Source organism: Acetanaerobacterium sp. MSJ-12 (assembly GCF_018917875.1).
GTDB classification, from domain to species: Bacteria; Bacillota; Clostridia; order Oscillospirales; family Ruminococcaceae; genus Bittarella; species Bittarella massiliensis.
Genome location: NZ_JAHLPK010000002.1, coordinates 74,526 through 90,442, shown reverse-complemented (window position 1 = coordinate 90,442; position 15,917 = coordinate 74,526). Strand labels below are relative to the sequence as shown.

General features: G+C 63.8%; 11 protein-coding genes and 1 riboswitch. Of the genes, 5 read left to right on the top strand and 6 right to left on the bottom strand.

Annotated features, from left to right (window positions below; all coding sequences use genetic code 11):
• Window positions 1-195 precede the first annotated feature (195 nt).
• Entirely contained in the window at window positions 196-933 is a 738-nt protein-coding gene (locus KQI11_RS02445; protein ID WP_216400958.1) for a class I SAM-dependent methyltransferase, read from the bottom strand.
• 468 nt (window positions 934-1,401) lie between these two features.
• On the opposite strand from KQI11_RS02445, the gene ychF reads away from it, so the two are divergent.
• From ychF to KQI11_RS02430, 3 genes are all read left to right on the top strand, one after another.
• On the top strand, window positions 1,402-2,496 hold the full coding sequence (gene ychF, locus KQI11_RS02440) for a redox-regulated ATPase YchF (protein ID WP_216400957.1): 1,095 nt from the start codon (window positions 1,402-1,404) through the stop codon (window positions 2,494-2,496).
• 411 nt (window positions 2,497-2,907) lie between these two features.
• Window positions 2,908-4,254, top strand: a complete 1,347-nt coding sequence (locus KQI11_RS02435; RefSeq protein ID WP_216400956.1) for a sodium-dependent transporter — start codon at window positions 2,908-2,910, stop codon at window positions 4,252-4,254.
• 477 nt (window positions 4,255-4,731) lie between these two features.
• Entirely contained in the window at window positions 4,732-6,126 is a 1,395-nt protein-coding gene (locus KQI11_RS02430) for an MATE family efflux transporter (protein ID WP_216400955.1), read from the top strand.
• Between the two features lie 346 nt (window positions 6,127-6,472).
• Here KQI11_RS02430 and KQI11_RS02425 read toward each other — a convergent pair whose 3' ends face one another.
• From KQI11_RS02425 to KQI11_RS02415, 3 genes are all read right to left on the bottom strand, one after another.
• Window positions 6,473-7,237, bottom strand: a complete 765-nt coding sequence (locus KQI11_RS02425; RefSeq protein WP_216400954.1) for a DUF8091 domain-containing protein — start codon at window positions 7,235-7,237, stop codon at window positions 6,473-6,475.
• 45 nt (window positions 7,238-7,282) lie between these two features.
• Window positions 7,283-7,774: a Cys-tRNA(Pro) deacylase gene (gene ybaK / locus KQI11_RS02420; RefSeq protein WP_185915950.1), complete on the bottom strand. Its 492-nt coding sequence runs from the start codon at window positions 7,772-7,774 to the stop codon at window positions 7,283-7,285.
• A gap of 123 nt (window positions 7,775-7,897) precedes the next feature.
• A complete protein-coding gene (locus KQI11_RS02415; RefSeq protein WP_185915951.1) occupies window positions 7,898-8,437 on the bottom strand; it encodes a rubrerythrin family protein in 540 nt (179 codons plus the stop codon).
• A 160-nt stretch (window positions 8,438-8,597) separates the two neighbouring features.
• Between KQI11_RS02415 and KQI11_RS02410 the strand changes: the two genes are divergently transcribed.
• Together KQI11_RS02410 and KQI11_RS02405 are read left to right on the top strand one after the other, a co-directional pair.
• Window positions 8,598-9,281 (top strand): 5'-methylthioadenosine/adenosylhomocysteine nucleosidase, encoded by a 684-nt coding sequence (locus KQI11_RS02410; RefSeq protein ID WP_185915952.1) that lies wholly within the window; start codon window positions 8,598-8,600, stop codon window positions 9,279-9,281.
• A gap of 156 nt (window positions 9,282-9,437) precedes the next feature.
• Complete coding sequence (locus KQI11_RS02405; protein WP_216400953.1) at window positions 9,438-11,687, top strand: putative bifunctional diguanylate cyclase/phosphodiesterase; 2,250 nt, start codon at window positions 9,438-9,440, stop codon at window positions 11,685-11,687.
• 72 nt (window positions 11,688-11,759) lie between these two features.
• Here the strand turns inward: KQI11_RS02405 and KQI11_RS02400 are convergent, their stop codons facing one another.
• Both KQI11_RS02400 and KQI11_RS02395 read right to left on the bottom strand, forming a co-directional pair.
• The gene (locus KQI11_RS02400) at window positions 11,760-13,538 is read right to left on the bottom strand and encodes an adenine deaminase (RefSeq protein ID WP_216400952.1); all 1,779 of its coding nucleotides are present in this window, start codon (window positions 13,536-13,538) and stop codon (window positions 11,760-11,762) included.
• A 109-nt stretch (window positions 13,539-13,647) separates the two neighbouring features.
• Window positions 13,648-14,988 carry an NCS2 family permease gene (locus tag KQI11_RS02395; protein ID WP_216400951.1) on the bottom strand — a complete coding sequence of 447 codons (1,341 nt, stop codon included), beginning with the start codon at window positions 14,986-14,988 and terminating at the stop codon, window positions 13,648-13,650.
• A 126-nt stretch (window positions 14,989-15,114) separates the two neighbouring features.
• Window positions 15,115-15,212: riboswitch (purine riboswitch) on the bottom strand.
• Window positions 15,213-15,917: the final 705 nt, after the last annotated feature.

Sequence of the window (15,917 nt, the reverse complement as noted above, 5' to 3'; positions counted from 1 at the left end):
CAGTTTCTAAATGTTTGCCGCACGGCGCGGTGAGGGCGCCTATTTACCATTTATTATAGTACGGATCGGCGAAAGAAACCATATCATTTCCCCTGTTTTTTCCCCGCCGCGGCACTTTTTCGCGCCCCTCCCCCGCGCGGCGGGGAAAAAGGGCGGCCCGCCGCCCGGCAGACCGCCCTTTTGAGGCCAAAGGTCCTATTTTTTCCCCTTCTCGGCGCGCACCAGCAGCATCATCGGCCGGCGCAGCTCGTCGGCCATCCCCGGCACCTCCATCAGGCGGGGGTCGGGGCGGGGCTCCACCACCTCTTTGATGGCAAAGCCCGCCTGCAGCAGGGTGTTTAGGTAGCTGGTGAGGGTGCGGTGGTACTTGGTGACCTCGCACCCCAAAAAGTGGGCGGTGCGCCGCCCCTCGTCAAAGTAGCGGTCCACCGGCCAGTGGCGGGGGTTGCCCGCCCCGTCGCAGCACCACTCCTGGCTGCCCTCGGCGGTGAAGACCGGGTGCTCGCAGGAGAAGACAAAGCTCCCCCCCTCTGCCAGGCAGTCGCAGACGGCGCGGCAGACCGGCGCGAAGTCCTCCACATAGTGCAGGGCCAGCGAGCTGATCACCACGTCAAAGGAGCCGGGGGCAAAGTCCATCTCCTCCATGGACATCCGCCGGTACTGGACGCGGGGGTCGGCATTTCGCTCCCTCGCCCCGGCCAGCATCTTTTCGGACAGGTCGGTGCCCAGCACCGACGCCGCTCCCTGCTCGGCCGCGTACTTGCAGTGCCAGCCAAAGCCGCAGCCCAGATCCAGCACCCGCTTGCCCGCCAGGTCGGGCAGCATCCGCCGCAACTCGTGCCATTCGCCGGCCGCCGACAGCCCCTCCACCGAGCGGGGGAAGTGGCTGTACTGCTCAAAAAAGGCCGGGTCGTCGTAGTGGTTCTCTTTCATCTTGTTAATCTCCTCGTCTCTCTTCGCGCCCCGTCCAGCCTGCCCGCGGCGGGGCGCAAAAAAGCCGCCGGCAGGGCGCTGTCGGCGGCAACCATCTCCCGGCGGCGGGCAACACCAACAGACGGGTGCGCCTTCGCACCCGCCGGGCTGCCTGATCGCCGACGAGAGGGGAGGGCGCTTTTCAGCCCTCCGTCAAAGCTCCGAACAGCGTCTCATCGCTTTTCATCTGCGCGGAGCGGCTTTTCCTTCTCATTTCCAGGGTCCAAATGGCGCACATTCGCCGTCCCTCCCTTTCCCCTCTACCATACCCCGGCGCTCCCCCTTCTGTCAACTGCAAAAAGGGGCGGCAAATTCACACGGGGGCATTTCCACCGGGCAGGCATTTGTGCTATACTGTTAAAAGCGCCGGGCGGCGGGGGTCCTGCCCCCCAAAGCCGTCCAAATGGAATAATAGTGAGGGATCTGCACGTGAAACTGGGAATCGTGGGTCTGCCCAACGTGGGCAAAAGCACCCTTTTCAACGCCATTACAAACGCCGGGGCCGAGTCGGCCAACTACCCCTTCTGCACCATCGAGCCCAACGTGGGGATGGTGGCCGTCCCCGACAAGCGGCTGGACAAGCTCGCCGAGATGTACCAGCCCGACAAGTTCACCCCCGCCACCATCGAGTTTGTCGACATCGCCGGGCTGGTGAAGGGCGCCTCCAAGGGCGAGGGGCTGGGCAACAAGTTCCTCTCCCACATCCGCGAGGTGGACGCCATCGTCCACGTGGTGCGCTGCTTTGAGAGCGGCGACATCGTCCACGTCGACGGCAGCGTCGACCCCCTGCGGGACGTGGAGACCATCAACCTGGAGCTGATCTTCTCCGACCTCGACATCGTCGAGCGCCGCATCCAAAAGGCCCAGAAACTGGCCAAGGGCGACAAGGCCTACGCCGCCGAGACCCAGCTGCTGGAGCGGCTGAAGGCTCACCTGGAAGAGGGCAAGCGGGCCTCGGTCTTCCCCTGTGAGCCGGAGGAGAAGGCCCTCATCGACGCCATGGGCCTGCTCTCGGACAAGCCGGTCATCTACGTGGGCAACATGAGCGAGGACGACTTCATCGGCGACATCTCGAACAATGAGAACTACCAGAAGCTCTGCACCCTGGCCCAGGGGGAGGGGGCCCTCTCCCTGCCCATCTGCGCCAAGATCGAGGAGGACATCGCCGACATGTCCGCCGAGGACAAGGCCCTCTTTTTGGGGGAGTTGGGGCTGGAGGAGTCGGGCCTGGACCGGCTCATCAAGGTCTGTTACGAGCTGCTGGGCCTCATCTCCTACCTGACCGCCGGCAAGCCCGAGGTCCGCGCCTGGACCATCAAAAAGGGCACCAAGGCCCCCCAGGCCGCCGGCAAGATCCACACTGACTTTGAGCGGGGGTTCATCCGCGCCGAGGTGGTGGCCTTCGACGACCTCGTCGCCCAGGGCAGCATGGCCGCCTGCAAGGAAAAGGGGCTGGTCCGCTCCGAGGGGAAGGAGTACGTGATGCAGGACGGGGACGTGGTCCTCTTCCGCTTCAACGTCTGATTCTGGGCCCCATTTGACAAACCGGCAGGGCGCCGCTATAATAGACCCATTCCGCCGGCGTTCGCGCGCCGGCGACAAAACCAGACCGCTGGTGTCAAATCGCCGACGGGGAAAAAGCCCATCCAAGCGCCTTCAGAGAGCCGTGGCAGGTGTGAGCACGGCGGCGAGCGGGGTGGGGTCAGTCGCCCCCGAGAGGGCGGGTGAACGGGGCGCGCCCCCAGTAGTCCGCCACGGCAGGCCCCGTTATCGGCCGGGGATGTGTTTGCATCCCGCAGAGTTGGGCGCTCTTTGCGCCAAGTTGGGTGGTACCGCAGGAAACTTTTGTCCTGTCCCTTCACGTCACCGTGAAGGGGCGGGACTTTTTTTCGTTCTCCGCGGGGGGACCGAATCAACAAAGGAGTGTGAAAAAACATGGACAAGAAAAAAACGGGCCGCGGCCACTTCACCGGCTCCCTGGGCTTTGTCATGGCCGCCGCGGGGTCGGCCATCGGCCTGGGCAACCTCTGGAAGTTCCCCTATGTGGCGGGCATCTCGGGGGGCGGGCTCTTCATCGTCTTCTACCTGATTTTCGCCCTGGTGCTGGGCATCCCCATCATGCTCTCCGAGATGGCGGTGGGCCGCAAGACCCAGCTCAACGCCATCGGCGCCTTTCGCAGCATCGACAAGAAGTGGTCCTTCGTCGGGGTGCTGGAGATCTCCTGCGCCTTCATCATCCTCTCCTATTACAGCGTGGTGGGGGGCTGGGTGATGAAGTACATCGGCAGCTACCTCACCGGCGCCAACGTCTCCGACGGGGCGGCGTTCGACACCTTTGTCTCCTCCCCGGTGCAGCCGGTTATCTGGCACCTGCTGTTCATGGCGGTGGCCGTAATCGTGGTCATCGGCGGGGTGCAAAAGGGGATCGAGACCTGCAGCAAGTGGCTGCTCCCCCTCCTCTTCGTCCTCCTCATCGGGGTGGTGGTGCGCTCGGTGACCCTGCCCGGTTCGACGGAGGGGCTCAAGTTCCTCTTTGTCCCCGACACCGCCCTCCTCTCCGACCCCAAAGCCCTGATCGACTCCATCGTGCTGGCCATGGGGCAGGTCTTTTTCAGCCTCAGTTTGGGGTTGGGCATCGCCATCACCTACGGCAGCTACCTGAAAAAGGACACCGACATCACCAAGGACACCTGCACCGTGGTGGGGCTGGACACCCTGATGGCCCTGCTGGCGGGGATGGCCATCATGCCCGCCGTCTTCAGCTTTGGGATGGAGCCCACCGGCGGCCCCGGCCTCATCTTCAAAACCCTGCCGGCGGTCTTTGACTCCATGCCCCTGGGGCGATTTTTCGGGCTGGCCTTCTTCTTTTTGGTCTTTATCGCCGCCCTCACCAGCGCCATCGCCCTGCTGGAGGTGGTCGCCTCCTTCTTCATCGACACCTTCCACTGGCGCCGCCGCACCGCCACCCTGGTGATGGGCGGGCTGATGGCCCTCATCGGGGTCTTTGCCAGCCTCTCCATGGGCCCCCTCTCCGGCTTCACCATCGGGGGGATGAACCTGTTTGACGCCATGGGCTTCCTCACCGACAAGATCCTCATGCCCCTGGCCGCCCTGGCCACCTGCCTCTTTGTGGGCCACGTCTGGGGGGTGGGCAAGGTGACCGAGGAGGTGGAGCGCTGCGGCAAGCGGTTTGCCATCCGCCGCGTCTACGGCTTCCTCATCCGCTGGGTGGCGCCCATCCTCATCGCCGTCATCTTCGTCATGGGACTCATCGGGGGGTAAGCCCCCTTTTCCCAAAAGCCCCTGCGCTTTTTTGGCGCAGGGGCTTTTTTCTGTCGCCCCTTCACAGCGACAGTGGGCAGTGCTCCCCCCTTCGCTTTCTCTGGCCGCCCCCGCTTTTGCCCGACAAGACGGTCCTCTCGCCCTCTTTTGACAGCATTTTTTGGCCATCTCGCTGCACGTAAACTGTCCAATATTGGCCAATCCGCCAATCTTTTCCCGCTCCCTTGACTTTTCCGCCCAGGGCTGTCTATACTGGGACTGGACATCGGCATGACTGCCGAGGACCGGTGGTAGGAGGTTCGACGCGCAAGCTGTCTCTTCTGCCTATTTTTTTGCCCTTTTCGTCACCGCAAGATCAGCAGCAACGCGTTGCAGCCGCTTCGCCTTGCTGTTTTTTTGCCTTTTTGGGGATTTTTATCCGCCCCTGCCCGGGGCGATCGCGGCGCACAATACACCTTCACAGAAAGGATGAACGATATGACAAAAGACATGACCCGCGGCAACCCGGGAAAGATCCTCTTTCTCTTTGCCCTTCCCATTTTGTTTGGGAACATCTTTCAGCAGCTGTACAGCATGGTGGACTCCATCGTGGTGGGCAACTTTGTCGGCTCCGACGCCCTGGCGGCGGTGGGCGGCTCCTATGCCATCACCTTCGCCATCACCGGCATCGCCTTCGGCCTCTCCAACGGCGCCTCCATCCTCATCGGCCAGTACTTTGGCGCCGGTCGCAAGCGGGAGGTGCGCCACTCCATCGTCACCTGCGTGGCCTTTTCCATCGCCCTCTCCCTGGTGCTGGCGGCGGTGAGCATCCTCGCCACCCCCGCCCTGCTGCGCCTGCTCAACACCCCCCAGTCCCTGATGAGCATGTCCAAACAGTACATCTACATCTACTTTTTGGGGCTGGTGTTCACCTTTACCTACAACATCCTCTCCTCGGTCTTTCGGGCGCTGGGGGACTCCAAGACCCCGCTGCTCTTCCTCATCATCTCCTCCATCACCAACATCGTGCTGGACCTGTGGTTTGTCATCAGCTTCGGCTGGGGGGTGGCCGGGGTGGCCATCGCCACCGTCATCTCCCAGGCCATCTCCTCGGTGCTGGCCCTCTTCGCCCTGCAAAAGCGGCTGGCCTCCATCGCCGCGGCCGACGAGGAAAAGCTGGACGCCGAGCCCCTGCGCCGCCAGTTCTCCCCCGCCCTGCTCAAGCAGATGATCAAGCTGGCCATCCCCACCACCGCGCAGGAGATCGCCATCTCCGCCGGGATGATGATCATGCAGGCCCTGGTCAACGGCTTCGGCCCCGTCATCATGGCCGCCTACACCGCCGCCATGAAGATCGAGAGCCTGGCCATGATGCCCATGGTCAACATCAGCACCGCCGTCACCGGCTACACCGCCCAGAACATCGGCGCCGGGAAGGTGGGCCGGGTCAAGACCGGCTACCGCTACTCCCTGCTCATCTCCCTGGGCTTTGCCGTGCTGATGGCCGGGGTGGTGGTCCTCTTCGGCGGGCCGCTCTGCTCCATCTTCGTCAGCGGCGAGGGGGCCGAGGCGGTGATTGCCGCCGGGGCCAACTACCTGCTCTACTCGGCCGCCTCCTACTTCCTGATGGCCCTGCTCTTCCCCGCCGAAGGGGTGATGAAGGGCGCGGGGGACGTCAACCTCTTCATGGTGTTCGCCCTCTCGGGCATCGCCTCCAAGACCATCGCCGCCCTGGCCCTCTCCCCCATTCTGGGGTACACCGGGATTTGGATCGCAGTGGTCATCGGCTGGCTGGCCGAGTGCATCGGCACCACCGTCCGCTATCTGACCGGCCGCTGGAAGGACAAGGCCATTGTCCGCCCCGCCTCCGCCGAGGAGGTCGCCGCCCAGTAGCCCCGCGCCGCCCAAACCACCGCCGAAACGGGCGGTATCTGCGGGCCCGAACGGGACATTGCCCGGGCTTTGCCCCTCAAGGGGGACCGACATTTTGTGCGCGCATAACACCCGCAACGGTCCCCATCCCCTCCGCGCGGCTGACATCTCATGGGCATAGACACCTGCCGTCACCGGCAGCCCGGCAATCCAGTAGACCATCTCGCGCCGCCCGTACCCAAAATTGCCTTTCTCTCTATGCCTTCGGCGCCCCTCCTTTCCGGGAGCGCTGCGCCAAGGCAATTGGATTTCCCGGCAGACCCCGGGGGCGCTAACGCCAGAAAAAACGGCTGAGAGCAGGTTGCTCTCAGCCGTTTTCCACTTCTGCAGGCAGCTGGTAGAGGTAGGCCCGCCCCGCCTTGCCCGCGCGCTCCACCAGCCCCAGGGAGGCCAGCACGTTCAGCGCCCGGCGGGCCATCTCCAGGCGCTGGCGGGCGGCCTTGGCGTACTCTTTGGCGGTGAACGGCTGTGGCAGGTCGGGGGGGATCAGCTCCCCCCACTCCCGCCAGCCGGAGACCCACACCTGGCCGAACAGCCGGGTGGGCACCCGGTCGCTGCGGGTGGCCCGCCGCTTTTTGGTGCGGTCCCAGCCGTCGAGAAGGCGGTAGTCCTCCACCTCCAACAGGGGGATGCAGAACCGCAGCCCCTCCATTTGTAAAAATTCTTTTATTTTATACAGTTCGTAGAATACGTCTGCCGCCTGTCCCCGGCGGGGGGAGCGGTTGCGGGCCACCACCTCGCCGCTGGACGGGTCCACCCAGTTGACCCACTTGAGCTGGGCCACCGGGTAGACCACCGTCACCGGGCAGACCGGCAAAAAGGCCGCCAGCTTTTTGCGCAGCTTGTCAAAGCCCTTTGTCTGGATTTCAAAGATCCCCTCGCTGCCCACGATGTCGGCCACAAAGTCGCCGACCCGGGTCTCCTGGTTCTCGCCCGCGGGCTCAAAGTAGTTTTTCAAAATCGCGTGCAGGCTCTTCTCCCCCAGGGTGCCGATCCCGGTGCGCAGCCGGTCGCCCCCCTGCACCCGCAGGCGGGCCTCCTCAAAGCGCTGGGGGTTGCCCGGCTCCACCATTGCCACGCCTCCAGTCAATACGACTCGTATATTATCTTATAAAAATTACAAAATAGCGATTTCTGCAGTGGTGCCGCCCACCAATTTCAGCAGGTCGCCGGGGGCGCACTCCACCTGAAAGCCGATTTTGCCGGCGCTGAAGATGATGGTGTCAAAGAGGAGACAGCTCTCGTCCACCACCGTCTTGTAAGGCTTTTTCATCCCCACGGGGGAACAGCCGCCCCGCACGTAGCCGGTGACCTGGTTGATTTCCCGGACGTGGATCATCTCCACGCTCTTCTCCCCGGCCGCCCGGGCCGCCGCCTTCAAATCCAGCTCGGCAGCCACCGGGATGCAGAAGACCAGGTAGCTGCCGCTGTGGCCCCGGCAGACCAGGGTCTTGAAGACCTGCGCCGGGTCCTGCCCCAGTTTGGCCGCCACCCCCTGGCCGTCGATGACCCCGTCTTGGTGGTCGTAGGCGTGGGTCTGGTGGGGGATCCCCTCCCGCTCCAAAATGCGCATCACGTTGGTCTTTTCCGCCTTTTTCTCCCTGCCCATGGGCGCGCCCTCCTTTTTCCCTATTGCGGGTTTTAGTATACCACGTTCCCCGGCGGGCGGCCAGTGCGCAGAACCAAAAAAAGAGGGGGCCCAGCAGGCCCCCTCCCCATGGACAGTCGTCTGTTACAGCTTGCCGCCCTCCAGCTCAAAATAGCTCTGGGGGTAGTGGCAGACCGGGCACTTCTCCGGCGCCTTCATCCCGGTGCAGATGTAGCCGCAGTTCTTGCAGACCCAGGTCTCGGCCTGGGGCTTTTGAAACACCTCGCCGCCGTCCAGGTTCTGCTTCATCTGGTTGTAGCGCTCCTCGTGGGTCTTCTCGATCTCCCCCACCAGGCGAAAGCGCTCGGCAATGGCGATAAAGCCCTCTTCCCGGGCGGTCTTCTCAAATTCCTTGTACATCTCGCTCCACTCAAAGTGCTCCTTCTCGGCGGCGTCCACCAGGCTGTCGGCGACGCCGGGGACCTCGCCCCCCTTGAGGTATTCAAACCACATCTCGCCGTGGGCGCGCTCGTTGGCGGCGGTGAGTTTGAAGAGGTCGGCAAACTGCTCGTACCCCTGCTCCTTTGCCTTTTTGCCGTAGAGCAGGTATTTGAGATGGGCCTGTGCCTCCCCGGCAAAGGCGGCCAACAGGTTGTCGTGGGTCTGGCTGTTTTGCAGTTCCATAGAAGATTCCTCCCATTTGGGGGCGCAGAGACACGCCCTGCCGCCCGGTGTTTTTCACCCTTCAATATGGGCGGTTTGGGGTACCAATATGCAGCCGGATGTGGTACAATTTCCAAACGAGACAGACGCCCACCGGGCGCAAAACAGGAGGAGACGAGAGATGCAGACCATCGGGATCATCGGCGCAATGGAAAAGGAGATCGCCCTCATTCGGGCCAACTTGAAAAACCTGCAGGAGGAGGTGGTGGCCGGCGGCACCTACCTCTCGGGCCAGCTGGGAAGACAGCAGGTGGTGCTGACTTGCAGCGGCATCGGCAAGGTAAACGCCGCCATCAGCGCCCAGATCCTCTGTGACCGCTACCGGGTGGACGCCCTGCTCAACACCGGCATTGCCGGCAACCTAGCCGACGACCTGGGGCTGGGGGACGTGGTGGTGGCCGAGCAGGTGCTCTACCACGACTTTGATCCCTCCATCTTCGCCCAGTGCCACCCCTACACCCCGGTGCTCAAGGCCGACGGGGCGCTGGTGGAACAGATCTGCCGCTGCCTCGACCAGATCGGCGGGGTGCGCTACAAGCGGGGCGTCGTCGCCACGGGGGACCAGTTTGTCAGCGACAGCGCCGTCAAGGCCGACATCATCGCCCGCACCGGCGCCGACTGCGCCGAGATGGAGGGGGCGGCCGTGGGCCACACCGCCGTCAAAAACGGGGTGCCCTTTGGGGTGATCCGGCTGCTGTCGGACACGGCCGACGACGAGGCCGAGAGTATTTACGAGGACTTTGCCGACCGCGCCGCCGAGTTGAGCGCCGAACTGCTGGTGCGGGTCATTCAGGGAATGGCGTAAAGGGGAGGGGGATGTTCCCCCCTCCCTTTTTTGATTGGGAAACGGCGATCTTTGGCTGGCGTTTCGACGCTGCCAAAATGCCGGTCTTGTTCTTTTGCCCACAACCTGTTAAAATTGAGGAAATAAGGGAAAAAGAGGCGAAGGGAGGACCCCCGCATGCCGCTGCAGGAAAAGCCGAAGGGACACCGTCGCTGGACAGTCACAGCCATCCTCCTCTGCCTCTGTTTTGTCGTGGGCAGCGTTCTGTTTTTGGCGCAGATGGGGCACCAGTACACAGACGAAAATCTGCTCTATCTGAAAAACGCCGTCCGCCAGCACGAGACCGCCCTCATCAAACAGGTGGACGGCGACTTTCAGACCCTGCACGGGGTCGGCGTCTTTGTGGCCGAACAGGACATCACCGATTTGGAGCAGCTGGCGCGGCTGATGGGCGAGGTCAACGAGGGCAACGCCTTCACCTGCATGGGCTTTGCCACCGCCGAGGGGCGGCTGGAATTGATGGAGTTGGGCGGCCGCCGCTACCGCAACCTGGACGTTTCGGGGGAGGATTTCTTCACCCGCGCCCTGGCGGAGGAGGACGTCATCTCCGCCGCCATCGCCGACCCCTTTCGCGAGGGGGAATCGGTCCACTACTACGCCGTGCCGGTCGAGCGGGCCGACGGCCAGGTGCTGGGCGTCCTCTGCGCGGTCAACAGCGTCTCGGTCATCCAGGAGATCCTCGACGCCCCCCTCCTGGACGGCAGCGGGTACACCGACCTGTACAGCAATACGGGGGCGGTGATCCTCGCCTCGTCCCGGGCCTCCTCTGCCACCCCGGCGGCGCTGGACGCCCTGGAGGGGGTCGATGGGGCGGAGAGGGCCGACCTGCAAGCCGCCCTAGAGCGGGGGGAGAGCACCCACTTTCGCTACCTCGCCGGCGGGGTCGCCATGCTGGCGGTGCTGGAGCCCGCGGGGATCGAGGACTGGTTCGTGTTGGCCTCTGTCCCCCTGCAGGCCCTGCGCCAGCGCTACCTGGCCACCTCGGTGGGGGCCGTCGCCATCATCATCGCGGCCTGCGCCCTGTTTTTGCTGCTGCTGTTCCAGCAGCGGCGGATGATGAGCCGCAACCAGGCGGAAATCGAGCGGCTGGCCTATGTGGACCCGCTGACCGGCGGCCGCAACTACAACAAATTTCTCCTGGACGCCGAGGTCGCCCGCAGGGGAGACGGCCCCTTTGCCGTGTGGTATTGCGACCTCAAAAAATTCAAATACTACAACGACGCCCTGGGCTACCAGATGGACGACCAGCTGCTGCGGCAGATGTACCGCCTCTTTCAGGAGGGCGAGCGCCCGGGCGAGGTGTTCTGCCGGATGGCGGCGGACAACTTTGTTGGGCTGCGCCGCTACCGGGAGCGGCAGGAGTTGACCGACTGGTTCGACCAGCTGCTGCACGCCCTCCACCAGCCGGAGGAGAGCGCCGCCAACCTGGCCTACATCGGGCTGTGCATGGGCTTTTGCTGCCTGGAGCCAAAAGACAGCGGGCTGACGGTCAACGAGCTGATCGACCGGGCCAACATGGCGCAAAAGTCGGTCAAGGGGGAGGCGGGCAGCGGCTGCGCCTTCTTCACCGAGTCGCTGCGCCGGCAAAACCTGCAGGAGTCGGCGCTGGAGGCACAGGGCAAACAGGCCCTGCGCCTGGGACAGTTCCAGCCCTATTTTCAGCCGAAATTCGACATTCAAAACGGCAACCGCCTGGCGGGGGCGGAGGTGCTCTGCCGCTGGATCCACCCCGAGCGGGGGGTCATCCCCCCCTGCGAATTCATCCCCGCCTTTGAAAAGAGCGGGCTGATCGTCCAGCTGGACCGCTACATGTTCCGCCAGGCCTGCCAGTGGTACCGCCGCCACCTGGACGGGGGCGGCCGGCCGCTGAATCTGGCGGTCAACGTCTCCCGAGCAGGGCTCCTGCGGGAGGACTTTGTCGACTACTACGCAAAGACCAAGGAGGAGTTCTCCCTGCCCGACGGCCAGCTTGAGCTGGAGGTCACCGAGAGCCTGGCCCTGGGGGGCGAGACCCTCTTTCTCCAACTGGTGCAGCAGCTGCACCAGCGGGGGTTCGTCTGCTCGCTGGACGACTTTGGGTCGGGCTACTCCTCCCTCAACCTGCTGAAAAACCTGCCCATTGACGTCCTCAAGCTGGACATCCTCTTTTTCCACAAGAGCGTGGACAAGAGCCGGGAGCGCATCGTGGTGCGCAACATCATTCAGATGGCCAGGGAGCTGCACATCCGCGTCATCGCCGAGGGGGTCGAGAGCATGGACAGCGTGGCCTTCCTGCGGGAGGCCGGCTGCGACACGGTGCAGGGCTTTGTCTTTGCCAAACCCATGCCCCTGGCGGATTTCGAGCGCCGGCTGAAGAGCGAGGATTAGCGCGCACCTTCCCCCTCTGCGCCATAAAAAAGAGGACTGGCTTTTGCCAGTCCTCTTTTTTTATCAGAGCCTCTACGCCTTGGGGAAGAGGGGCATCAGCTCTTTTTTGAGCACGTCCACCAGCCCCAGATCGCTGATTTTCACCTTGGGGATCACCGGCAGGGCCAGGGTGGCGATGCGCAGCAGGGGGTTTTTCTGCTGCAGTCCCACCTGGCGCAGGGCCTTTTTCATGGCCACCGACTGGGCCGCCACCTGCTCCCAGGAGAGGTTGGACATCAGCCCGCCCACCGGCAGGGGGAAGGTGCAGAGGACCTCTCCCCCGGCGGCACAGGCGATGCCGCCGCCGCACTCCCGCAGCTTTTTGTAGACGGCGTAGCCGTCCTCCGGGGTCTTGTAGACGATGGTCAGGTTGTGGCAGTCGTGGGAGACGGTGGAGCCGTCGGCCCCCCGCTCCAGGCCGAAGCCGCGGACCACCCCTTTGGCCAGGGTGCCGTTGCCGTAGCGGTTGATGACAATGGCGTAGCAGAGGTCGCTGTCGCCGGAGATGTCCACCCGGCCCTCTTTGACCGGCAGCGTCTCCACCACGGCGTCGGCGGTGGAGACCTCCATGTCGCCGTAGGTCATCACGTTGACCGCCACCTGCTCCCCGCAGCCGGCGGGGGCCGCCAGGGCAAAGTCGGCGGCGGTCAGGTCAGGCACGTCCATGGAGTTGACCGTCTCAAAGGGGTGGGCCTGCTGGGGGATCTCCACCAGCAGGGCCCCGTCCTCCGCCACCTTTTTGCCGGCGGTGAAGACCTCCTTGACCTGCAGGTTCTGCAGGTCGTCCAGCAGCAGGAAGTCGGCCACATAGCCGGGGGCCACCGCCCCCAGGTTGTCCAGGCGGGCGGCCTGGGCGGGCAGCAGGGTGGCGCTGCGGATGGCCAAGACCGGGTCCATCCCCAGGCTGACGGCGTGGCGGACCACGTCGTCGATGTGCCCCACATAGAGGATGTCGTCGGCCTCTCTGTCGTCGGTGCAGAAGGTCAGCCGGTCCAGGCAGGGAAAGTCCTTGACCCCCTCCCAGACGGCGGTGACGTTGCGGGAGATGGAGGAGTCCCGGGCGTCGACGTAGATGCCGGCGCGCATCTTGTCCACCGACTCCTCGCTGGTGGTGGACTCGTGGCAGGTCCAGGGGCCGCCCACCCGGTAGGCGGAGACCATCCGCCCGGTCTGGCGGGGGAGGTGGCCCTGCAGGTAGAGCCCCTCCTCCTCGGCGGCGGCGATGATGTCCATCATCCGCTCCTCGCCCTCGACCACCCCGACAAAGTCCATCACCTCGGCCAGGCCGTGGACATTTTCCAGCTTGGCCAGCCGGTGGATGGTGCCGGCGTCAAAGGTGGCCCCGGCATTTTCCAGCCCGGGGACCGAGGGGACGCAGGAGGGGATGTTGATGAGCTGGCGCATGGGCAGGCCCAGGGCCGCGTCGTGCATGTAGTGGACCGCCTCCTCCCCGGCGACGTTGGCGATCTCGTGGGGGTCGGTGACGGCGGTGGTGGTGCCGTGGGGCAGGACGGCGGCGGCGAAGTTGCGGGGGGTCAGCATCGAGCTCTCCACGTGGACGTGGGCGTCGATGAAGCCGGGCACCAGGGTGCGGCCGCGCCCGTCGTAGACCTCTTTGGCCAGGTGCAGGTCCGCCTGGGGGTCGCCCGCCTCCACGTGGGCCACAAAGCCCTGGTGGACAAAGACGGTGGCAGGGTAAACCTCGCCGGTGAAGACGTTGACGTACTGGACGTTGGCGATGGCCAGGTCGCAGGGGATGCGGCCCAGGGCCGCCTGCAACAGGGCGCGCTTGTCGTTGGGCTGATATTTCATCTTTTCAGGTCTCCTTTTCTCTTTTCCCCGGCCCGGCCGCCGCCCGCTGCAAGGGGCGCCCGGGTGCCGGTCTCTCTCCGCAGGGTGTTCGGGTGAGCTCTACGCCGCCTTACAGCGGGGTGTTGTAGAGGAAGTAGAGGACAAGGGGCACGCAGAGGACGTACATCCCGGGATGGACCTCTTTGAAGCGGCCGGTGATGCACTTGATGAAGACGTGGGCGAGGATGCCGGCGGCGATGCCGCTGGCGATGGAGCCGGTGAAGATGACGAAGAGGATCATCACGAAGGGGCCAAATGCCTCGGAGAAATTGGAGAAGTCGATCTTGCCGATGTCGGCCATCATCAAAAAGCCCACGAAGATGAGGGCCGGGCCGGTGGCGGCGTCGGGGATCATCAAAAACAGGGGGGCGGCGAAGACCGAGAGGAGGAAGAGGGCGGCGGTGGTGACGGCGGTGAGGCCGGTGCGGCCGCCCGCCTCGACCCCGGAGGAGGACTCCACATAGGTGGTGATGGTGGTGCAGCCGGTGAGGGCGCCCACGCAGGTGCCGATGGCGTCCACCAGGAAGGGTTTCTGGATGCCCGGCAGGTTGCCGTCCTCGTCCAGCATCCCCGCCTTGCCGGCCACCCCCAGCACGGTGCCCAGGGTGGAGAAGAAGTCCCCGAAGAAGGCGATGAAGATCAGCACGATGAAGGCCGGGGTGAAGAGGCCGGAAAAGTCAAACTGGAAGCAGAGGTTGCCCACCTGGCTGAAATCGGGCAGCTTGAAGAGCTGGGTGGGGAGGGTGGTGACCCCAAAGGGGATGCCCAGCAGGGTGGTGGCGACGATGCCGATGAGGATGGCGCCCTTGACCTTGAAGGCGGTGAGGGCGGCGATGATCAGCAGCCCCACCACCGCCAGGATGACCGAGGGGGAACGAAAATCGCCCAGCCCGATGCCCCCTTCAAACACCCCGATGCCGGTGTTTTTGAAGCCCAGGTAGGCGATGAAAAAGCCGATGGCCGAGCCGATGGCCAGCTTGATGTTTTTGGGGATCATCCGCACGATCAAGTCGCGGATGCCAAAGACCGACAGCCCTAGGAAGATGAGGCCCGAGACCAGGATGACCGCCATGATCTGCCCAAAGGAGATGCTGCCCGACTGGAGCAGCGCCCCCAGCATGAAGTTGCTGCCCATGCCGGTGGAGAGGGCGAAGGGCATGTTGGCATAGAGCCCCATCAGCAAAGTAATGAGGCCGCTGATCACCGCACAGGTGACCACGACGGCCTCTTTGGATACAGAAATTCCGTTGATGTCGACAATGGCCGGCACCGCGCCAAATCCCACAATGGCGCTGGGCTGCACCACCAGTACGTATGCCATGGTCATAAAGGTGGTGAGTCCGGCGATGATCTCGGTCTTGACCGAGGTCTTCCGCTCGCGCAGGCCGAAAAATTTCGACAGCTGTCCCATAGTTTTCCTCCTCTTTTCGCGTTTCGGGTTGTTGTTTTGGTTTCTGCAGCTTTTTTGTCGGCAGTCACTAAATGGACAACTCACAACACGCACGCGGCCGGCGGAGGCGGAGAGACAGCTCCGCCCGGCCGGTGAGAAGTTAGCCATAGTACTTCATTTACGGTGAAGTGTAGAAACTACCCGCCATATCCGGGTATTATATAGCAACCAGCGACACCCCGAGTATACCCCACCCCCTCCCCCAAAAGCAAGGGGAGGGCGCGCCGAAAGTGCGCGGCAAAAACAGGGCGAAATTTGTTCTTTCATACAAACTTTTGCATCTTCTCTTTTGCATCTCTCCAAAAATTCATGCAGAGTGTTGAAAAACCGATCAGCCCTCCGCCGCCCTTTTGTGGGGTCATCCACTTTGCGCGCATCCCCCATGTTGGATAAAAAAGAGGCGATTTTTAGATAAAAACGGTTCGCTAAGTTCCCTGGCAGGGCCCTTTTCGCAGGGAGGGGGGATCGCCGCTGCTGGGAGACAGATGCGCCCTTTCCTCGCCCTCTCTCGGCCCCCGCCGACATATCCCCTTATCCGCGAAAATGGTCCCCCTTCCAGCTGACGCCTTTTCCCTCTCGGGCAACCGCACACCGCAGGGAAAAACAGGGAAAATGGCAGATGGCAAAGAGCAAAGGGCGCGGACAGTGCAGGCGGTGAGGGGCGAGCGGGAAAAGGGCGGAGAAGCAGTTGCGCCGCCACTCTGCCCCCGCTGTGCCCGGGCCAGCACAGCCATCTCTCCCGAAAAACCTGCCCCTCCCCTAGCCATCGGTTTCTTTTCTCCACCCCGTCAGTCGTGCAGCGCAGGGCAAAGCAGGGCAAGGTATGGCAAGGCGGGGTAGGGGGCAAGACAAACGGTGGCGAAAAGGAGCGCAACTGAGGAAAGGCGGCC